We start from the raw sequence: 21,253 nt of genomic DNA on the forward strand, positions 1-21,253 counted from the left end.
TGCGATGGAAGACATGAAAAAATACAGACCTTTAGAGGGCATCAAGGTTGTGGAGCTGTCCACGATGGTGGCGGCAGGTTCCTGCGGCAGGATGCTGGCGGACTGGGGCGCGGAGATCATCAAGGTGGAGAGCGCGGGCGGTGATATGTTCCGATATTTCCCCAAGACCTTTTTCGTTCCATGTACAATGGATGAGAACCCTCTGTTTGACAACTTAAATGCGGGCAAGCGGGGCGTGGTGCTGAACTTAAAGACGCCGGAGGGCATGGAGGCCATGCACAGGCTGCTGGGGGACGCGGATATTTTTCTGACCAACACCCGCCCAAAGGCGCTGGAGCGTCTGGGCCTGGATTACGATTCCCTGAAAGAGAAGTATCCAAAGCTGATCATGGCGAATGTCAACGGCTTTGGTGAGAAAGGACCGAAGAAGGACAATCCGGGCTTTGACACGGTGGCCTTCTGGGCAAGCTCCGGTTTCAACGCGGACATGATGGTGGAAGGCCCGGGCAGCTACCCGGTCTACAGCTCCGCCGGCCCTGGGGATATTGTGACGGCCATGGGCCTCTGCTATGCGATCACGGCGGCGCTCTACAAGAGAAGCCAGACCGGACTGGGAGACCATGTGAGCAGCTCCCTCTACGGCACGGCCCTGTGGTGTTTCCACATTATGGCGGTTGCAACGGAGGAGCAGTATGGATATACTTATCCAAAGACCAGAGAGAACAGCGCGCCCACAGGCGCCCCGTTCCGCACCAAGGACAATGAGTGGGTCATGACCACGATCCTGCAGATCGAGAAGCAGTGGCCGATCCTCTGCAACGCCCTGGGCGTACCGGAGCTGGGCACGGACCCGCGGTACAACACCTCTGAGCGGCAGAGAGACCCGGAAGTGCGAGGGTACCTGATGAAGCTTTTTGAGGATATTTATAAGACAAAGACCGCGGATGAATGGTGTAAGATCCTGACGGACGCGGATATTGTAAATGACAAGCTGGCCCATTATAAGGATATGGAACACAGTGAACAGGCATGGGCCAATGAGTATATCCACGAGGTGACCTGCCCCAACGGAAAGAAATCCATCCTGGTCCGTCCGGCCATGCGCAGTGAGAAGATGGGCGTTCCGGACTGGAAGCGGGCGCCGATGCTGGGCGAGCATACAGAGGAAGTCTTAAAAGAGTACGGTTATACGGATGAGCAGATCCAGGCAATGAAAGAAAAAGAAGCGGCAGTCCAGCTGGATGTATCCCAGTATCCGCATCTGGATGAAGCGTGATGGAGACTCTGTTGATATACAGGAGCAGACATGGAGAGAAAATTTGAGTCGTTCATAAGTATTTTCACAAAAGCGATGGAGGAATACCCGGACAAGCCGGCTATCATTATGGAGGATGAGACGCGGACTTACCGGGAGATCTATGAGCATGGCAGGAAGATCGCAGGCCATCTGGAGCGCTCCGGGATCAAAAAAGGAGACCCGGTAGCGATCATATCCAACAATCATGTGGACTATGTGGAGACTGTGCTGGGATGCGTTATGGCGGGAGCCATTGTGGTGAAGCTCAACTGGCGGTTTGCCGCGCCGGAGCTTCACTACCTGCTGTTTTTCAATCATGTAAAATACATATTCTTCCGTTCCCAGGATAAGAAGATCCGGCGGGAGATGGGGGAGTTGACCGCTTCTCTCTGCCCGTCCCTGGATATGGATATCATGGAGGAGCTTTTAGAGGATGCGGAGCCGATCGGGGAGTTCGCTGATCTGGAGGACAGAGACGTGCTGATGCACCTGCATACCAGCGGCACTACCGGCTTCCCCAAGGTGGTGCGGTATGGAAACGGAGAGTTCCTGCGGGAGTTAGAGTCCTGTGTCGGGTCCCTTTACTTTGATGAGGATACGATCTATCAGATGATGAGCCAGATGTTCCACTCTGCCAGCATGGGCACCTATGCCTGCCTTGCCTGCGGCGGAACGGTTGTGGTATTCCGTAAATTCGATCCGGCCAGGTATCTGGAGAGTGTGGAGCAGCACAAAGTGACCAGGCTGAGTGCGATCCCGACGGTGCTGACAGCACTTTTAAACCATCCTGATCTTGAGAAGTACGACTTGAGCAGCATCCGCATGATCAGCTATTCCACCTGTCCCATGCCGCCGGAGCTGATCCTGCGGGCGCGGGAGAAGTTTCACTGTGAGTTTCAGCAGTCCTACGGGATGACGGAGATGAGCTCCATTGTCACGATCCTGTCTACGGAGGATCATTTCCGTGACAACATGAGGTATCTGGATTCCGTGGGCAAACCCATAGCGGGCCATCAGGTGCGGATCGTGGATGAGAATGGCCAGGAATGTGAGACCGGTCAGGTCGGAGAGATCTGCGTCCGGGGGCCGGGAATGATGGTGGATTACTACCGGATGCCGGAGGCGACGGCTGAGGCAGTGGTAGATGGCTGGTATCATACCAGGGATGTGGGGTACCTGGATGAGGCGGGCTATCTCTACGTCCGGGGCAGAAAGAATGACATGATCATATCCGGAGGGGAAAATATCTTTCCGATGGAAGTGGAAAATGTGCTGCGGATGAACCAGGACATCTCGGAAGCCTGCGTGATGGGGGTCCGGGACGACTACTGGGGTGAGGCGGTGCATGCCTGCGTGATCTTAAAGCAGCCGGGTTCCATGACCGGACAGGATATCCGCGACTTCTGCCGGGGCAGGATCGCCGGTTATAAGATCCCGAAGCAGGTGCATATCTGTGAGGTGTTTCCGCGGACGGCTACCGGGAAGGTGATGAAGGCGGAGCTTAAGCAGATGGTGGAGAGCGGCAGTTTGTGAGATGGAATGAGGATTACGGGAGCACGGAGTGATCTGGTATCATGAAATGTGAGGGTATCATAATTGAGGGCGCCGTAGGGTCATCGTGGTCTGATGATCTTGCGGCGCCTTATAGCTGTGATTTCGGTAAAAGCGTTCTGCATATCTCATAGGACTTAAACAGCACTCCATGAAAACAGCCGCACTCCGCGCGCTCGTTTTCCCGTGCGTTTATATATCTGCTGCCGCAGCGGCAACATATTCATCGATCATATCCAGGTACTGTTTTTTCTTTTCGTCTGAAATCCATGCGATACAAAAAGCATTTCTTGCAATCTGTACGACATCCTCCTGTGATAATCCGTATTTTTTCGTCAACGCATAGAAATCGTCCGCTACATAGCTCTGGAAATAGGCCGGATCATCTGAATTTACAGTGACCGGGATTCCCTGATGCAGAAGCTCTATGATCTCTTTTCCTTTCATATCATCTACAACGAAACTGTTGGATACCGGGCAGCAGGTCAAACCGATATGATGTTCTTTTATGTAAGATACCAGAGACGGGTCTTCTACAATATTGGTCCCGTGATCCAGGCGATCCACACCAATTTCCAATAAAGCCTGACGGATATGCTCGATCGAGTTCTCCTGGTCAATATCACAGTGCATGGTGATATGAAAGCCATCTTTCCTGGCAAGGGCAAAAACCTCGGCAAATTTCAGGGGTGGGTTGCCGCGCTCATCTGAATCAAGACCGATGCCAATAAATTTATCCCGATAAGGCAGCGCTTCCCGGTAGGTTTCCATAGCGGATTCTGCCGACAAGTCTCGCAGGAAGCACATGATCAGATTCGCCTCCACCCCAAATTCCCGCGCCTGCATGGTTGCTTCATAATATCCGTTGATCACAGTTTCAAAGGGGACGCCTCGTGAAGTATGGGCCTGAGGATCAAAGAATAATTCTGCATATTTTACATTTTGTTCCTTCGCTTTCTTCAAGTAGTCCAAGGCCAGGGCGCAAAAATCATCTGCATCCTGCAGGACGTTCATGGCCGGATAATAAACCTGCAAAAATGAGGTAAGGGAATGAAACTGATATGTTGCTTTTACTTCTTCAATTGTGTGCTGGCCGATATCGACCTTATTCTTCTGAGCCAGGCGCAGTTTCAGCTCAGGTTCCAGTGTCCCTTCCAGATGAAGGTGAAGCTCTGCCTTGGGCAGTCCCTGGATAAACTCTTTTGTGACATTTTTGTTAGACATATAGCGCTTCCTTTCCGATTCCATAGATAGATACCTTCGTGATTGTCCATGTTACTGTCTATATTATACATGACTTAAATACATTTTTCCACTGTTTACGATACGCTGTTTACGAGCTATGATATCCGAAATCCTATATTTTTTAAATTGTCCCGTTCCATGCTCCATATGGACAACTGTTCTGATTCCTGATATGATAATAACGGGGTGAATGGTAAATGGGCAATATTCCGTGGTTTAGTATGATGTCCCGGCGTGACCGGGAGAAAAAAGAGAGAAAATATAAAGAGCAGATGTTTCCGTTTGGAGAGCCGCAGCGAGACTGGGAGCAGGCCATTTTAAAAGAGCTGTTCCCCCAGGTGAAGGATGGGGACCAGCTCTTGTATCAGCTTCTCTGCGCGAAGGAATGCCTTCTAGAGGAGGATCCTGACTGGCGGGAGGAGGGGCTGGCGAAATGGCTGAACAGTTCCCTGATGCAGCGGTTTTCTGCAGAGGAGCGGATGATGATCCTGGCGTTAGCCTGGTTAGAACAGGGGCGCGCCAGCCTGGAGGAGTTCCCGGACCGGGAGCAGGTGCTAAAGAAGGCAGCAGAGCTTGAGAGCAGGAAGCAGCTTGAATAAGGATACGAAAGAAGATTTTAAAAGAATGAGAATGATATACCCTGCTGAGGCATATTTTCCAGAGAGCGGTGGACTGGTTACTTAAACAGAGGAGGAATTGATTATGCAGCTCAGTTATTTTACATTTATGATCCGGGATATGGAGAAAACGGTTGAATTTTACGAAAAAGCGGCAGGTCTGCACGTCATAAAACAGTTTAATCCCGGCATGGGCGATATCACCTTTATGGCAAATGCCGACGGTGAGACCATGCTGGAATTTATACAGTTTGACCATGCCGAAAAAGTGTCTGTAAAAGGGATGGTGATGAGCTTTCAGGTGGATGAGAGCCTTGAGGCTGTGAGAGACCGGGTTGCTTCATTGGGGTATGCGCCGTCTGAGATCATAGAAAGAGGGCCCAAGCCAAAACATTTCCATGTACTGGACCCGGATGGGATTGTGGTGGAGTTTAGTGTTTAAAAGCGCGTGACATCGGGCACGCGCTTTTAGGGCTGGATTTATATTAAATATCTTTTTAATAAGCGGGTCAATTCAATAACATCGATGGGCTTTGCAATATGGGCATTCATGCCGCATTCCAAACAATGTTGTATATCGTCAGAAAAAGCATCTGCACTCATGGCTATAATTGGAATAGACAGGGCTTCGGGATGATTCAGCCCCCGAATTGCCTTTGTAGCCTCATACCCTGTCATATGCGGCATCCGTATATCCATAAGAATGGCATCGTAATATCCCTCCGGCGATCTTTGGAACTTGTCCAGACATATCTGGCCATCCTCTGCCCAATCCAGTTCCACTCCTAAATCGGACAGCAATTCTTTCGCAACCTCCCAGTTTAGTTCATTATCCTCGGCAAGCAGGATACGACGTCCGGATAGATCAGCATTTTGGTTCAATGCCTGGTCATTTTCCAGTTCAGCGTCCATATACTGACGCAAAGCATGATACAGCGTGGATTTAAAAAGAGGCTTGGAGATAAAACCACTTATACCCGCTTCCCGGGCCTCCGCTTCAAATTCACTCCAGTCGTATGCAGATATAAGAAGGATCGGTACGTCATCTCCCAAATTGCGCCGGATCTCTTTTGCAACCTGAATCCCATTCATGCCAGGCAGTTTCCAATCTAATAGAATGATTTGATAATCATCTCTCCTGTTGTGGTGTTGGATCACCAGTTCTATGGCCTTTTCTCCGCTTAATGTCCACTCCGCTTTTATTCCGATGGATTTTAGCGCCTCCATGGCTGTATGACATAATAGTTCGTCATCATCAACCACCAGCATATTCCAGGAGGGGAGAACCATATCCATTTCCATTGCAACCGCTTTTTCAAAATCAAACGTGAGAAGAAATTCGGAACCCTTATCAGGCTCGCTTTTTATATCAATGGTTCCTTCCATTGCGTCCACAATGTACTTAGTAATCGCCATTCCCAACCCGGCGCCCTCAGTTTTATGTATTCTGGCTCCATCCGCACGGCTATAGGATTCATATATTTTTTTTAGAAAGTCTGGTGACATACCAATCCCGTTATCCTTGACCCTGATATGAATTCGGACATAGTTTTCGCCTTTCGGAGATGTTTCCTCAGAAAGGGATAGTTGTATGGAACCGCCCTCTGGTGTATACTTCGTTGCATTTGATAAGAGATTCAGCAAAACCTGATTCAGGCGGACACCGTCGCACCACACATTTTCTGTCAGGATATTTTTAACATGTATGTCAAAGGTTTGTTTTTTACTCTTTACCTGCGGCTGCATAATGCTTACAATTCCTTCAACAACTTCTTTTAATGAAATTTGTTCTGTTGTTAAAGTTAATTTTCCACTTTCAATTTTAGACATATCCAAAACATCATTGATCAGCCCTAATAGATGTTTACTTGATAATGTAATTTTTCTAAGGCAGTTCTGTACCTGTTTCCGATCATCTATGTGAGCTGTGGCAATGGCGGTCATGCCTACGATCGCATTCATGGGTGTACGGATATCATGGCTCATATTTGCCAAAAATTCGCTTTTGGCTCTGTTCGCTTCAAGAGCTGCCTGCCGGGCCTTCTCCAGTTCATGCACCTGAGAACGGGTTATGGAGAAATACCGAAGAAAGATCAATGTCAGAATGATCAAAACAGAAGCACAGGACAACAATGTCATGAATATACGCTGGCTGCTTAGCCTGTTTATGGCATCATCCAATATACTATAAGGCATTACCGATATTAAATACCACTCAGAATAGGGTAACGATATACCGTATATTTGCCGTTCTTCACCATTTACTTCAAATATCGTAGCAAATTCCTCATTGTTTTTCAGTGCAGCACCAAACTCTATAATAGAATGTTCTACAGATGACTTATTTGCTGTAGAATCAAGCTGCTTTTGTAGTTGTTCAAAGAAATACCATAACTCAGTGTTGGAATTCTGTATTACAAAACTACCGTCCGGCCTGATAATATGATAATACATCAGCGCCCCCTCATCCTCTAAAGAAAGGAAATCGGTAATATACTCCAGAGGAACGGCTGCGATCAGGCCAGTGCTCCTATCGCCATTATGCATTGGATAATCAGCGTCAATGCCAAACAATACCACTTCATTTCCGGCAGAATCAATGCCTACAGCGACTCTTTGCTCCCCCTGCATTAATGCTTCTACAAAAGGTTTTGGATTAAGCGGCTGGATTGCTTGTCCATAAAGCGTCTGAAAATCCCCCTCGGCAGAACAAAGCGCTAAATAGTCAAATCCCCTGACCTGTGCCCTGTAAATGAGCTCCTTATATAGATCCGCCTTATCGTTGTTATCTGTTGAGACAACAGAAATAACACCGCTGACCTGGTCAAAACGCAGCTTAATCACAGTTGCAAAGTGTCTGGACATTTGTTCATTCATTCCGGACATATAAATAGTTCCAATTTCGTAAACGGTCTTTTTACTCTTTCGGTTCATATAGAGCCCGAGCAGACTGAAAATAATAATACTAAAGAGCAAAAGCCCGATAAAACTGTATAGTAAAAAACGCGTTGTGGAGTTCTTATTTTTACTGTTTCCCATTGATATTACTCCTCCCTGGAACTCTTAAAATCTTTAATAACATCAATTATTTCATAATAGTCCTTTGACAATTGCGGCATCATATCAATAGCCTTATTCCGATCATTTTCTTTTAATGCATTTGTTACTAAACTACTGCTTTCAAATAGTCTGGTAAAAGAAAGATTTTGACAAATTCCTTTGAGTGTATGAACGGCTCTGAGCGCCTCTTCGTAATCTTTATTCTCCATAGACGCTTCAAATAAGAGAAAGCTTTTATCGTCCAGGAACTTATATACAAATTTCTGAATGGTTTGTTCGCGCCGCAGTCTGCCCAGGACCTCATCAAAATCGCCGCCAAATTTTATATAACAATCTTTTAGATTCATAATCACATTTCCTCCGTATCAGATATGGTCTGTGCTGTCTTATGCCCGTCAAGAAAACATATGGTCACCCGGTTTTTCGTGCTTTTTGATTGGTACATCATATTGTCTGCAATCTTAAAGAGTTTTTTGGTGGTTCCTGTTCCATACACCCCGCCTATACTGACAGACATATGCAGTTCGGGACGGTCATCGATTATCAGACTGTCAACGGAGTACCTGATCCTCTCCAGTTTTTTCCCGAATATATCTGGTGGTATATTGAAAAAAATGATTACAAATTCATCGCCGCCGTAACGGATTACGGCATCCGTTTTTCGTACACAGGATAAGACAGTTTGTGCAATGTTCTGCAGCACAATATCGCCTACATCGTGGCCATAGTTATCATTGATATGCTTAAAATTATCTATATCAATGACGACCATTGCCTGGATATTTTCTGCGCTTTGAAAATGCTCGTCATAATAACGCCGATTATAGACATTGGTCAGCGAATCAATATATAATAACTGCAGGTGACGTTGCTTGCGGGATAGAAAGGTGTATTTTTCGTAGGAAAACAGTCTGTCATAGTCGATTTTATTTCTTATATCCTGTATATTTTTAGTCTCTTGTTCAGGAGAGGTATCCATAAGCTCACTTTCAAGTGTCTCAGCAATTTCTTGCAGACACAGCAAAAGAGTAGGATTAAATGCACCACATTGTCCTTCTAAAATCATTTTCAAAGCTTCTTCATGTGAATAAGCTTTCTTATAGCACCGCTCACTGGTCAGGGCATCATATACATCGGCCAGCGCAACTACCTGAGCGGCAATAGGGATTTCTTCTCCCTTTAATCCGTCTGGATAACCATTGCCATCATACCTTTCGTGGTGCCATCGGCAGATCTCAGAAGCCACTTTAACAAGCGGAGCTTCCTGCTGTTCAATGGGCAGGTCTGACAGCATATTGGCGCCGATTACGGAGTGGGTTTTTATCACTTCAAATTCCTCTGCCGTAAGGCGTCCAGGTTTATTCAGTATTGAATCAGAAATTGAGATTTTCCCAATATCATGCAGCGCAGAAGCAGTGCTGATTAAAGAAATATCTGCTTTGGATAACGAATATTGATCTGTAAGCTGAACCAACTGCTTCAGCAAATATTTCGTAATCGTATTAACATGCAGTATATGTAATCCGCTCTCTCCATTACGGAATTCCACAATATGAGACAGGATTGAGATCATCAGCTTGCTATTCTTTTCCTGCTCGTGAAATTGTTCTGCGATAATTTTCTCAAGACGCTGCTGGCGTGCATATAAAAACATCGTATTAGAAATTCGACGCTGGACAATGATCGAATCAAAAGGACGGCTAATGTAGTCAAACGCCCCTAAGTCATAGGCACGCTTTATATTAGCAGAAGAATCATCAGCAGAAATCATAATAACGGCAAAGGTGTCATTCCAGTGGTATTTGTTTATGTAGGCTAATACTTCAAATCCGTCCATTTCAGGCATCATAATGTCCAGAAGCAGAAGGGAAAAATCGGTTCTTTGCTTTGAAAGAATAGAAATTGCTTCTACACCATTCTCAGCCTCAACTACATCATACTGCTCCTCTAAAATATCTACTAAAAGAGCGCGGTTCATTTCTGAATCGTCTACAATTAAGATTTTTTGTTTTTCCATGATCTAAAACACTTTCCTAATAATTTTACGTTTTTATTATATAGTTTATCTCCGTATGATGGCAATAACCATATTGGTAAGGTATGCAAATAGGTATGCGCTATAATGCTGACAAAACAGGTCCATCATGATATAATTCAGACGAGGGGGAAGCGTTATGAAACCACAAGAAACAAAATTTTCATTTGTATATAACGAAATAAAGCAGCGCATTTTGGAGGGCTATATACTGCCTGGAGATTCCTTGCCCTCTTCAAGGATGTTTTGCCAGCAATTCCACGTAAGCAGATATACGGTGAACCGTGTCTTTGACGCATTACGGGAGGATGGGCTGATTGATATTCAGCCTCGTCTTGCCCCGGTCGTTGTTTCGGGAACAGGTACCTCTAATACATCAAATACTGTTTACGACATTTTAAAACAAAAGGAAGTCATCTTACAGGTATATCAGACTTTTGCGCTGATAATACCCCCACTTCTGGTCTTTGCCTCACAGAACTGCGAATTGGAACTTCTGCCTCACTATAAACAGGCTATGAGAGCATCACGTTTAGGGATTTCTGCTGGAGGATGGCGCCCTCCTTCACATTTTGGTGCGGATATATTAAAAATCGGCGGCAATGAATTGTTTAGCGAGCTCTATTTAACATTTGATTTTTACAATAAACTTACATTTTTCACAGAAGAATGCCCTTATTTTTCTGAACATTTTTTACGGGGTTCCGTATCTGTAACAGGAGCTATTATAGATATATTGAAGGGCAAGGATCCACTTGTAAAACATGAACAACTATCAAACGTTTATCAAAAGCTTACAGATTCTATTGAAAGTACATTAAAATACTTGTCAGATAGCACGCCTGTATGTCCTGCACAAACCGGCATATCATATTCGTGGAATCCCATGCGTGGCCAGGATTACTTTTATTCAAAAATTGTTGATGACCTGAATCTGAAAATCGGCCTTGGAGAGTATTCTGTTGGAATGTTTCTTCCGTATGAAAAGCAGTTGTCCAGCCAATATGATGTCTCTATATCGACAGTCAGAAAGGCTTTGGCAGAACTTGAACAAAGAGGTTTCGTAAGGACATTAAACGGTAAAGGCACTATAGTTATAGAACCCGATAGTACGAAGTTTCATCAGCTGGCTCAGAACTCCGGATATGTAGAAAAAGCAATGCGTTACCTTCACGCCCTGCAGCTAATGATACTGATTATTCGCCCGGCCGCTTTAGCTGCAGCCCCGCAGTTTAGCAGAGAAGAACTGGACGAATTAGCAGATCGATTTACTTCTTCTGACTCTATTTATTTGGCAGATATTTTGGAATCCATAATGAAGCATATCACCATAGAACCTTTACATGTTATATTATCGGAAACGAATCATCTTCTTGAATGGGGACACTACTTTGCTTATTATCCGATCAAGAAGCATATACTTTCGCACCTCAACAAGCAAGTTATTCTGGCGCTTCAGCAATTACGTGAAGGGAATGCGAACTCCTTTGCGGATGGTATAGCAGATTGCTACCGTTACAATTTGGTTCGTGTAAAGAAGCATATGGTTGAAAAATATAAGCTTCGCAATGTAAACAGTATCCGGGTGCCTGAAAAATACTAGCCAGAGTGATTTATCTTCACCTAAAGGATATGAGAATTGCGGGAAATGCTACAATGAAAGATTAAGACAGGCAGCCACAGCGGTTGCTGATGGTGCAATCGCAGGAATACATGCGGCAGCAATATGATATAAAAACAGACGCTATTGTACGTTTTATACATGAAAGATAAGGGGTTTAATAGAGATATGAAAAAAGAATACATCAATATGAATGTATTCGATGCATTGCAGAAGAGATTTGCATTTTTATTTCAGGAATTTGAAAACATTTATATTTCATTCAGCGGCGGTAAGGATAGTGGTGTTCTTTTAAATTTGCTGCTGGATTACCGAAATAAGTATGCTCCAGACCGTGTGATTGGCGTATTCCATCAGGATTTCGAGGCACAGTATACTGTGACTACAGATTATATTACCCGCACTTTTAAGCGGTTGGAAAATGAATCGGGTGTAGACCTTTATTGGGTCTGTCTTCCTATGGCTACCAGGACAGCACTGAGTAGTTATGAGATGTATTGGTATCCCTGGGATGATACAAAACAGGATATATGGGTGCGACCGATACCGGAGTATCCCTATGTCATTAACCTGGCGAAGCCTTTTACCCACTATCGTTACCGGATGCATCAGGAGGACCTGGCAAAGCAGTTTGGGCGATTCTACAAGGAGGAGCATGGTAACGGCAGGACGGTCTGCCTGCTTGGTCTGCGGGCGGATGAATCTTTGCAGCGGTACAGTGGTTTTATCAATAAGAAATACGGATACCAAAATGAGTGCTGGATTTCCAGGCAGTTCAAAGACGTATGGTGTGCTTCACCTTTATACGACTGGTCAAATTCTGACGTATGGTATGCGAATTATCGTTTCGATTATGATTACAACAATTTATATGATCTGTATTATAAGGCAGGATTAAAAATAGACCAGATGCGGGTAGCATCGCCTTTTAATGATTACTCCAAAGACGCTTTGAATCTGTACCGGGTCATCGACCCGGAAATATGGACGAAACTGGTGGGGCGGGTGCGCGGAGCAAATTTTGGCGCGATTTATGGAAAGACAAAAGCGATGGGGTATCGTAGTATTACGTTACCGGAAGGTCATACGTGGAAATCGTATACTCAATTTTTGCTGGAAACATTGCCTGCCCGTCTGCGGAATAATTATGTGAAAAAGTTTAACACCTCCATCCATTTCTGGCATGAGACCGGAGGTGGGCTGCCAGAGGAAGCGATCCGTGAGCTTATGGAAAAGGGATATCATATTCAGAGAAATGGTATATCAAATTATACAATCAATAAAAATTCTCGTATTATTTTTCTTGGACCGATTCCCGATCATACTGATGATATCAAAAGCACGAAAGATATACCAAGCTGGAAACGGATGTGCTACTGTATTTTAAAAAATGACCATACCTGTCGGTTTATGGGGTTTGGGCTTACGCGGCAGGAACAAAAACGTGTGGATATTATTAGATGCAAGTACGGAGGGATGATAAATGATAAATAAGGAATTCAGAAGCCCGGTATACAATATCATTGCCATACCATTTGAAAAGATTGTACCCAATACATATAACCCGAACAACGTGGCCCCACCGGAAATGAGGTTGTTATATGACAGCATCAAGGAGGACGGTTATACTATGCCGATCGTCTGTTATCATGTGAAAAGCAATGATAAGTATGTGATAGTTGACGGCTTTCATCGTTGGCGGGTAATGCGGGATTACAAGGATATTTATGAGCGTGAGAAGGGGATGATGCCGGTTTCGATAATCGATAAACCGCTGTCTGACCGGATGGCCAGCACCATCCGTCATAACCGCGCCCGCGGAACACATGATGTGGACTTAATGAGTAATATCGTTAAAGAACTGCATGAGTTAGGCCGTTCTGACGCATGGATTTTCAAACATCTGGGGATGGACCGAGATGAGATTTTGAGGCTTAAACAGATTACTGGCCTGGCGGCCCTGTTCCGCGATGTGAAATTTGGACAGGCCTGGCGGCCCGGGGAGGATTTGGTTCAAGATGAAGACCCCTCTGATTCTACAGACCCAATATAATATTTGTTCGGATTGGAGGTATTTCAGGACTACTAAAAATCCAACAACACGGGCATCGAATATATGGGAGAAGTGATCGAACATAGCTGGGGGTTCTTGCTTCCGTAAAGGACTTAACGAAACTTCTGGATAGTTAACGTACGGCAGGCAATGACATCAGTATTATCGAAGCCTATATCGCCATAACTGGAAATGGATATGCTTTCCCTTTTGGAATCTATGAGGATGATACGCCGATTGGCTTTTTAATGATTGGTTTTGATACAGACGATTACTGGGATGATGCCCCGATAATAGCAAAAGGCAATTATAATCTCTGGCGATTGATGATAGATAAAACTTATCAGAATAAGGGGTATGGGAAGGAAGCAGTCAGGCTTGCATTGGAATTCATAAAAACATTTCCGTGTGGTAAAGCGGAATACTGCTGGTTGTCATATGAACCTGAGAACGAAATTGCCAGTCAACTATACCGTTCGTTTGGATTTGTTGAAACCGGAGAAATGAACGAAGAAGAGCTGATTGCTGTTCTGAAATTATAAGGATAAATTCCCGTTTGTTGAGTTCTTTCAGAACTTATTTTTCCGGCGATGTTTTGTAACCAGTGATTGTAGCCAATGGAGGAAACATGTATGGATATTCAGAAAATTACCAGCTTGGTAACAAAGACGCAGGAGCTCATAAAGAACCGTGAAATGGCCTCTCATGTAGAAGAGAAGGGTATTGCTGACTATGTAACACAGGTAGATATTGCCGTGCAAAATTTCTTAAAGAAGGAGCTGTTTGCCCTTGCACCGGATATCCAGTTTCTTGGAGAAGAAACCGGATTGCAGGAAATGAAAGCGGAGAGCTTTTGGATTTTAGACCCGGTTGACGGAACTACAAACCTTATGCACGATTATCAGCACAGTGTTGTATCTTTAGCCCTTTGCCGCCATGGGGAAATTGTTATGGGGATCGTGTATGATCCCTTCCATGAAGAAGTGTTTTCAGCAGTTAAAGGCAAGGGCAGCTTCCTAAATGGACAGCCCATACATGTATCAAACGCAGAAAAACTATCCGACACGATGATTGGGCTGGGAACAGCAAAAAGAGAGCTGGCCGATGAAAATTTTGCCCGGTTCCGCAGGGTGTTCGGCCAGTGCCAGGATGTCCGCAGGATTGGTTCTGCCGCTCTGGAATTGGCATATACCGCCTGTGGCAGACAGGGAGGATACTTCGAGATATATCTGAATCCCTGGGATTATGCTGCCGGTATGCTTTTGATTCAGGAGGCAGGCGGACAGGTAACTGATTTTACGGGGAAACCGCTTGATCCGAGGAAAGGCGGCAGCGTAGCAGGAACAAATGGATATATACATACAGAACTGCTAAAGTTAATATAAAGGGTAAGAAATCAGCATTCGGCGGAAAGCATATGAAAACATTAACAGGGTATATAGTAGGATTTTAGTAGGTACATAACCCAATACTGTTTCCAATGCAGCGAATACCCTTGCGGAAAATATGATCATATTGACGATTTTGATTCCTTTATAACACATCGAAACCAAAAATCTGATATGGAAAAGGCCAAATGCCTCGAGCGGTCATTAAAGAGTTTTTCCGATGCTGGAATTGAATTTCCTGTGAAAGAATATCTATATACTGTTCTGCTGGCTGACCTCCAAAACCCTTATTCAATCATGAATGACAATTACTGTGGCGATGGAGGTATTCCGGGATACATTTCCATGGTTTGTTCCATCTAAACACACTAAGAGCAGACTTCCCGTAACGTTGGCACATGAAACAAATCATAATGTCCGGTTTCAGTTTATGTGGATTGATTTGTTGATGTTTTAGCCTTATCAATCTCAGAAAGCATATACCGTTTATAGAAGGAAAAGGAAACACAATATCCGACAAGCCCTGATGAAGTTAATTAGGGTTATGTAGTGTTTTATTTCATTTCATCTCTTTTCGTTGACAAATACAGTAAACAAATATATAATATGTTTACAGAAAGGAGAGGGTTATGGACTACGGAAAAATGACACTTGATGAAATTAAGAACGGGTACAAATATGAAAAAGAGCAGGATGCTTATGTTTGCAATCATTGTGGACAGGTATTTCATGCTGGACAAATATTTCAAATTGATGGGGATTTTTTTATGGCTGAATCTGCCGTGATAAAACATATCAGACAGATTCATAGTGGTAATTTGACACAGTTATTGCACTCAGAATCAAAGTATAATACTTTAACTCAAAATCAAAGAGACTTACTTGCTATGTTCCATTCAAAAATTTCTGATAAGGATATGGCAAAAAAGTTAAATGTAACAGAAGCCACGATTCGCAGGCAACGCTTTACATTCCGTGAAAAGGCAAAACAGGCTAAATTCTATTTGGCTATGTATGAGTTAGTATTTGAGGATGGACCAGCAACCGCTGAACAGATTATTCCTATTCATAACAATGCAATTTATGTTGATGATCGTTACCTTATTACAGAGGATGAAAAGCAACACATTATTAATACCTTTTTTTCCACAACTCATCCTCTTGTTTTAAAATCTTTTTCGACAAAGGAAAAGAAAAAGGTTGTTATTCTTGGGAAAATAGCAGAGCAATTTGAGTATGGAAAAAAATACAGTGAACAGGAAGTTAATGAAATTCTCAGACCGATTTATGAAGATTATATGACGATTCGGCGCTACCTGATTATGTATGGATTTATGGAGCGTACGAAAGATGGAAGGCAATATTGGCTAACAAATTGAATGGAGAACAGAATGAAACCGATGATTGACCATATTCAAATTACAGTTAAGGATATGAAAGTTGCAGAGCCGTTTTATGACAAACTTATGCCGATTTTAGGCTTTAATCTGGAGGATAAAGTAAGCGCTGTTATCGAAGAACACGATTTATATGTAGTTGAATACTTAAACGAAAGTTTTGATTTCGGTATATGTTCCCCTCGCACAGCCTTTAGGGGTGATACGATTCATCGAAGAAAACCAGGCGCATTTCATCATATGGCTTTTAGAGCAAATTCAAGGAAAGAAGTGGATGAACTCTTTCTGCGTATCAAAGAAATAGGTGCAAATATAGTTTACGCTCCACAGATTTTTGAAGAACATGGGCCTTATTATTATGCAATGTTCTTCAAGGATTTAGAGGGGATCAAATATGAAATTGTATATAACAGGCCGGAAGGTGAGGTGGTTTAGCATATTATATAATTTTAAATGTTAAACCTGTTTCGCAGAAACCCGAAGCAGGTGCAGACCCGTGGGCAGCTTTTGGAAAAGCGGTTCATGATTAGTCATAATAATGCTCCGCCATGAAAAGCGCATTGTGTGAAAAGCCCGGCTAAAAATGAGATGGTATAATGTGAACATCAAATACAGGAGGTACAACAATGCACGCATGGGAAGCAATCGAACAATCCTTGACTTTTATTGAGGAGCACTTAACAGAAGAAATTTATACGGAGAAACTGGCAAATATCGTTGGCCTGTCCCCTTTCTATTTTCAGCGTTTGTTCAAGCGGCTGGTAAATAAACCGGTTCAGGAATATATAAAGCTCCGCCGCCTGGCAAAGGTGATTGAAAATCTGGGGGATACCGAACAGAGAATACTTGACGTTGCCCTGGATTATGGCTTTACAAGCCATGCAAATTTTACGCGGGCCTTCAAGGAAACATATGGAATCACACCCGAGGAGTACAGGAGAGATTTACCAATGCTCAACACATTCGACAAGCCGGAAGTTTCCATGAATTACGTCTTAGTAGATGAAGGAGTTCCGCTTGTGGTAGGAAATATCGTCTTGGAAATCCAGAGAAAAACGTTGGCAGAACCGGAAGTTTACCTCGGCTTTGAAACGGAAGTCCGTATTTCTGAACAGATTCCGGTCGGTGAGAGCACTGGTGTAGATGTGCCAGGACAGCTCTGGAAACGCTACCATATGGAGAAGGCGTCAATCGCAGCAGACTTCAATACAAATGTGGAAATGGGAATGTCCCATATGGAAGCTGCGGCACAGGGCTTTTTCACGTATTTTGCAGGAGGCCTTATTCGAAATGTCCCGCATAAACAGCAGGGAGACTTTGTAATGAGAGAACTCCCGGCGGGAGAATACATCGTTTGCAGGATTGAAGCAGAAAATTTTGAGGATCTGGTAACGGTCGCTTTGAATCAGGGTGGAAAATACCTTTTCGGTACCTGGCTGCCGCATCACAGCTTAACAACGGAGCCATTCTCAGCAGAAAAGTATTATCGCGGCTTAAAAGATATGGCCTGTATGGAAATTTGGGTCAAGCCCGGAAAAGATACACCTGTTTAGTGCGAGACAGGATGGTCATAAAGATGATTCCTCAATTAGATAGACTTGGCTTCAGAGCCTTTTTCCTGAAAAAGTCAATCTGACGATGTAGGGAATGTTACTTGCAGAAAAGGAGCTGCTGCTCCAGTAGATTTACTTATCTACTTTTGCAGCAGCCCCTTTGCATTACGTTAACAAATTTCCATAAGATGGTTTCCGCGCATTGCTTATTTATGTCTTGTTGACCTGTTTAAATGGCTTAGATCATTTATTATACTCCGGAGCCCGCTTCTCCAAAAACGCATTGACAGCCTCCGTAAAGTCTGCCTGCCGCGATGCGGCGGCGATCTCTTTCCCTTCATCTTTGGCAAAGTCCGCCAGCCCGCCGTAAAAATACTTTTTGATCAGCCGTTTCTGTCCGCCGTGGGCAGTGCTTGATTTTCCTGCAAGCCTGGCAGCCAGCTCATAGGTGGTCTCTGCGAGCTTTCCTTCCTCTGCCAGAACTGTGGCAAGCCCGATGCACACGCAGTTCTCGCCGCGGCAGGCTTCGCCGGTCATCATCATCAGCTCCGCCTTGTCAGGTCCGATCAGGCGGATCAGATTGTAGATGCTTCCGGTATCGCCGCAGAGTCCCATGTTCACAAAAGCCATGATCATCTTGCTGGACGGGGATACGATACGGAAATCACAAGCCAGGGCACAGCTTAAACCTGCGCCGGTGGCAACGCCGTTGATCATGGCGATGACCGGTTTTGGGCATTCCCGGATAGCCAGGGACATGTTCCCGGCAGCCGCGATATTGTCCGCGTCTAAATACTCCCCGGAATCGATCAGCATCTTAAAGCGCTTGATATCCCCTCCTGCGGAGAAATGTTTTCCCGCCCCGGTGATGACGATGACGCCCACATCTTTTCTAGCGCCAAGGACCTCCATGGCGTCCGCGATCTCCGTATAGGATTCTTTGGCAAATGCGTTGCTGTATTCCGGCCGGTTCAAGGTAACAGTGGCGATCCTGTTTTCAACAGTGACAAGTATGTACTGATAATCCATGATATTCCCTCCTGATTTTTTTGGATGTTATGTGTATGGTTGTATGATAATGATATCATTCAATACCAAATTCTTTAAATATTTTTTCATTATCTGCTCCGATCGGGCGGGACTGTTCTGCCTGCGGCATCTCCATGCAACCCATCTTAACAGGCGGAACAGCCAGGGTGATCTGGTCTCCGTTCGGATAGGTGATGGGGCTCATAAAGCCGTTGACCAGGGCCTGTTCACTGGTGTGGTTGTCCTTAAAATGCCCCAGCTCGCTGACGATGATATCTGCCTCCACAAGCTTTGGCAGAACCTCGTCTGCGTTCTTTTTCGCAAAACATTTCTCAAAATACCGGATGCAGTCCTCCCGGTTCTTCGGATCGAAGGTAGCCTGTTTGGTGCAGAACCGCGGGTCATCGATGATCTCCTCCGCGCCTACAGCCTTGCAGAAATCTCTCCAGTACCGCTCGTATTCGTTGACCACCGGAAGGATCCAGCGGTTGTCCTTTGTCTTGTAGGGAACGCCCATTGGCCCGCCCTGATAGCGTTTCCGCGGCCACTGGTAGCCGAACTGGGTTCCGGTTGACATAACGCTGAAGAGCCACATGGCGGCGCCGTAGAGGGAGAGGGATACATAGTCGCCTTTTCCACTGTGTTCCCTGCCGTACAGGGCCGTCCCGATTGCGCCGGAAAGAATGGTCCCGCAGATCAGGTCACCGAAGCCCATGGGCAGGTAGATGGGGTAAGCGCCCTCAGAATCCACCATCATATCCTGGATAAAGCCGCCGGTGGCAAACATGGCGATGGCGTCAAAGCCCGGGAAGTTGGTCTTCGGCCCTTTCTCGCCGTAACCCAATAAAACGGCGTAGACCAGGCGGGGGTAGCGCTCCTTTAAGCTGTCGTAATCCAGCCCCATTTTCTTTAAGGCCTGAGGGCGGTTGTTGCTTAAAAATACATCCGCTTTCTCCAACAGCTTGTGAAACTTTGCCATTTCCTCCGGCTTCTTTAGATCCAGCATCACGGCTTCCTTGCCGCCGTTTAAGGTGTCGTAGATCGGGTTTTCCTCGTCGGTGGCAGGCGCGAACAGGGTCGGGCCGAATCTGCGCTCCACATCCCCGCTGGGGGATTCCACCTTGATCACGCGCGCTCCCTGGGTGGCAAGAATGCGCCCGCAGGAAGGGGCCGCAATGTAGGTCGATAATTCCACTACGGTAATACCTTCTAAAGGTTTCATAACACGTATATCCTCCATTCGTATACTTTGTATCTATTTTAACAAAACCGGGGGGCGGAACAAACTGTAATTGCTCCAAAAGGGGGGTTGCGAAAGCAGGGGCAAATTGTGCAGTGCAACCACAGAGGGGGGCCTTCTGAGTGTCCGCATGGTTTTGCGGCGGGGCGCTCCGCCGCCGCAAAACCATGCGGACACTCAGGAGGCTTCTCTGCCGTAAGGTTAAAGAGCACAAACCCGCTAATTCCTTGAGCGGGTTTTTTTGGAACATATGAAGATGAAATGAAGCGGGGGATTAGGATAAGATAGTAGCATAGCCCGGAGCGGATATTATCCGGGGAGATATGAGGGAAAGGAGGAATTGTAGTGGAATTTCAGAATTTTAAACTGGAGATTGACGAGCAGGGAGTGGCGGTCTTTACGGCTGACCGGCCGGAGAAGATGAACGCGCTGGATGATGTGTCCTGGGCGGAGATCAGTGAGTTTTTTGCCTGGGCGGATAAGGCGGAGGAAGTGAAGGTCGTGATCCTGACAGGGGCCGGGGACAAGGCGTTTATTGCGGGGGCCGACTTAAACTCCCTGAAGCTTAAAAAAGCCATAGACTGTCTGGGAGGGGCCGGGCAGAAGGCTCTTAACCGGATCCAGAAATGCGCAAAGCCGGTGATCGCGGCGGTGAACGGGTATGCGTTCGGAGGCGGCTGCGAGACGGCGATCGCCTGTGATTTCCGTGTGGTTTCGGAAAATGCGCTGTTTGCGCTGCCGGAGACGGGGCTTGGGATCCTTCCGGGGGCAGGCGGGACCCAGAGGCTGTCCAGGCTGATCGGCCTTGGGCGGGCGCAGGATGTGATCCTTTTAGGACGTAAGATCGGCGCGGAGGAGGCGGTAGCCATCGGCCTGGCGACTAAATGTGTTCCGCAGGAGAGCCTGATCGCGGAGGCTAAAAAGATGGCGGGCAAGCTGATCGCCAAAGGGCCGGTAGCGATCCGGATCGCCAAGCAGGTGGTGCAGGCGTCCCTCTCCAGCAGCCAGGAGGTGGGCGAGCTGTTAGAGATGCTGGCCTTAAGCGCCCTTTGCAGCACGGAGGACAAGATGGAAGGCGTTACATCATTTCTGGAAAAACGGACGCCTGAATATAGGGGGAAATGATACGCATTGAAAAAATGATCAGTGTCGGCAGCAGTAAAAAAT

The 21,253-nt window shown here is 45.6% G+C and carries 20 protein-coding genes; 14 read left to right on the plus strand and 6 right to left on the minus strand.

What is annotated here, in order from left to right; genetic code table 11:
• The first annotated feature begins 4 nt into the window (after positions 1-4).
• Positions 5-1,276 (plus strand): CoA transferase, encoded by a 1,272-nt coding sequence (locus AB1I67_RS05735; protein WP_367028844.1) that lies wholly within the window; start codon positions 5-7, stop codon positions 1,274-1,276.
• A gap of 30 nt (positions 1,277-1,306) precedes the next feature.
• Positions 1,307-2,830 carry an AMP-binding protein gene (locus AB1I67_RS05740; RefSeq protein WP_367028845.1) on the plus strand — a complete coding sequence of 508 codons (1,524 nt, stop codon included), beginning with the start codon at positions 1,307-1,309 and terminating at the stop codon, positions 2,828-2,830.
• 210 nt (positions 2,831-3,040) lie between these two features.
• On the opposite strand, the gene add is transcribed toward AB1I67_RS05740, so the two are convergent.
• Positions 3,041-4,072, minus strand: a complete 1,032-nt coding sequence (gene add / locus AB1I67_RS05745) for an adenosine deaminase (RefSeq protein ID WP_367028846.1) — start codon at positions 4,070-4,072, stop codon at positions 3,041-3,043.
• A gap of 218 nt (positions 4,073-4,290) precedes the next feature.
• Between add and AB1I67_RS05750 the strand changes: the two genes are divergently transcribed.
• Both AB1I67_RS05750 and AB1I67_RS05755 read left to right on the plus strand, forming a co-directional pair.
• Positions 4,291-4,692 (plus strand): hypothetical protein, encoded by a 402-nt coding sequence (locus AB1I67_RS05750; RefSeq protein WP_367028847.1) that lies wholly within the window; start codon positions 4,291-4,293, stop codon positions 4,690-4,692.
• A gap of 103 nt (positions 4,693-4,795) precedes the next feature.
• Positions 4,796-5,152 carry a VOC family protein gene (locus AB1I67_RS05755; protein ID WP_367028848.1) on the plus strand — a complete coding sequence of 119 codons (357 nt, stop codon included), beginning with the start codon at positions 4,796-4,798 and terminating at the stop codon, positions 5,150-5,152.
• A gap of 38 nt (positions 5,153-5,190) precedes the next feature.
• Here the strand turns inward: AB1I67_RS05755 and AB1I67_RS05760 are convergent, their stop codons facing one another.
• Genes AB1I67_RS05760 through AB1I67_RS05770 form a run of 3 tightly spaced genes read right to left on the minus strand, consistent with a single transcriptional unit; the run spans position 5,191 to position 9,787 of the window.
• Positions 5,191-7,749 carry a response regulator gene (locus tag AB1I67_RS05760; RefSeq protein WP_367028849.1) on the minus strand — a complete coding sequence of 853 codons (2,559 nt, stop codon included), beginning with the start codon at positions 7,747-7,749 and terminating at the stop codon, positions 5,191-5,193.
• A 5-nt stretch (positions 7,750-7,754) separates the two neighbouring features.
• Complete coding sequence (locus AB1I67_RS05765; protein WP_367028850.1) at positions 7,755-8,117, minus strand: Hpt domain-containing protein; 363 nt, start codon at positions 8,115-8,117, stop codon at positions 7,755-7,757.
• 2 nt (positions 8,118-8,119) lie between these two features.
• Positions 8,120-9,787 carry a diguanylate cyclase gene (locus AB1I67_RS05770; protein WP_367028851.1) on the minus strand — a complete coding sequence of 556 codons (1,668 nt, stop codon included), beginning with the start codon at positions 9,785-9,787 and terminating at the stop codon, positions 8,120-8,122.
• Between the two features lie 157 nt (positions 9,788-9,944).
• On the opposite strand from AB1I67_RS05770, the gene AB1I67_RS05775 reads away from it, so the two are divergent.
• From AB1I67_RS05775 to AB1I67_RS05815, 9 genes are all read left to right on the plus strand, one after another.
• The gene (locus tag AB1I67_RS05775) at positions 9,945-11,408 is read left to right on the plus strand and encodes a GntR family transcriptional regulator (protein WP_367028852.1); all 1,464 of its coding nucleotides are present in this window, start codon (positions 9,945-9,947) and stop codon (positions 11,406-11,408) included.
• A 186-nt stretch (positions 11,409-11,594) separates the two neighbouring features.
• Positions 11,595-12,920 carry a DUF3440 domain-containing protein gene (locus AB1I67_RS05780; protein ID WP_367028853.1) on the plus strand — a complete coding sequence of 442 codons (1,326 nt, stop codon included), beginning with the start codon at positions 11,595-11,597 and terminating at the stop codon, positions 12,918-12,920.
• Entirely contained in the window at positions 12,910-13,479 is a 570-nt protein-coding gene (locus tag AB1I67_RS05785) for a ParB/RepB/Spo0J family partition protein (protein ID WP_367028854.1), read from the plus strand. Before AB1I67_RS05780 ends, AB1I67_RS05785 begins: the two co-directional genes overlap by 11 nt.
• A 182-nt stretch (positions 13,480-13,661) precedes the next feature.
• On the plus strand, positions 13,662-14,021 hold the full coding sequence (locus AB1I67_RS05790; RefSeq protein WP_367029164.1) for a GNAT family N-acetyltransferase: 360 nt from the start codon (positions 13,662-13,664) through the stop codon (positions 14,019-14,021).
• 90 nt (positions 14,022-14,111) lie between these two features.
• Entirely contained in the window at positions 14,112-14,864 is a 753-nt protein-coding gene (locus AB1I67_RS05795) for an inositol monophosphatase family protein (RefSeq protein ID WP_367028855.1), read from the plus strand.
• Between the two features lie 322 nt (positions 14,865-15,186).
• A complete protein-coding gene (locus tag AB1I67_RS05800; protein ID WP_367029165.1) occupies positions 15,187-15,324 on the plus strand; it encodes a DUF2268 domain-containing putative Zn-dependent protease in 138 nt (45 codons plus the stop codon).
• 172 nt (positions 15,325-15,496) lie between these two features.
• A complete protein-coding gene (locus AB1I67_RS05805) occupies positions 15,497-16,246 on the plus strand; it encodes a DUF2087 domain-containing protein (RefSeq protein WP_367028856.1) in 750 nt (249 codons plus the stop codon).
• A 12-nt stretch (positions 16,247-16,258) separates the two neighbouring features.
• On the plus strand, positions 16,259-16,699 hold the full coding sequence (locus AB1I67_RS05810) for a VOC family protein (RefSeq protein WP_367028857.1): 441 nt from the start codon (positions 16,259-16,261) through the stop codon (positions 16,697-16,699).
• A gap of 191 nt (positions 16,700-16,890) precedes the next feature.
• Complete coding sequence (locus AB1I67_RS05815) at positions 16,891-17,817, plus strand: AraC family transcriptional regulator (protein ID WP_367028858.1); 927 nt, start codon at positions 16,891-16,893, stop codon at positions 17,815-17,817.
• A 243-nt stretch (positions 17,818-18,060) separates the two neighbouring features.
• On the opposite strand, the gene AB1I67_RS05820 is transcribed toward AB1I67_RS05815, so the two are convergent.
• Entirely contained in the window at positions 18,061-18,846 is a 786-nt protein-coding gene (locus AB1I67_RS05820) for an enoyl-CoA hydratase/isomerase family protein (RefSeq protein WP_367028859.1), read from the minus strand.
• A gap of 55 nt (positions 18,847-18,901) precedes the next feature.
• Entirely contained in the window at positions 18,902-20,068 is a 1,167-nt protein-coding gene (locus tag AB1I67_RS05825; RefSeq protein WP_367028860.1) for a CoA transferase, read from the minus strand.
• Between the two features lie 363 nt (positions 20,069-20,431).
• Here AB1I67_RS05825 and AB1I67_RS05830 point away from each other — a divergent pair, with 363 nt between their 5' ends.
• Positions 20,432-21,211, plus strand: coding sequence for an enoyl-CoA hydratase-related protein (locus tag AB1I67_RS05830; RefSeq protein ID WP_367028861.1), 780 nt, complete (start codon positions 20,432-20,434; stop codon positions 21,209-21,211).
• Positions 21,212-21,253: the final 42 nt, after the last annotated feature.

This window comes from Clostridium sp. AN503 (genome assembly GCF_040719375.1).
Taxonomy (GTDB): domain Bacteria; phylum Bacillota; class Clostridia; order Lachnospirales; family Lachnospiraceae; genus Brotaphodocola.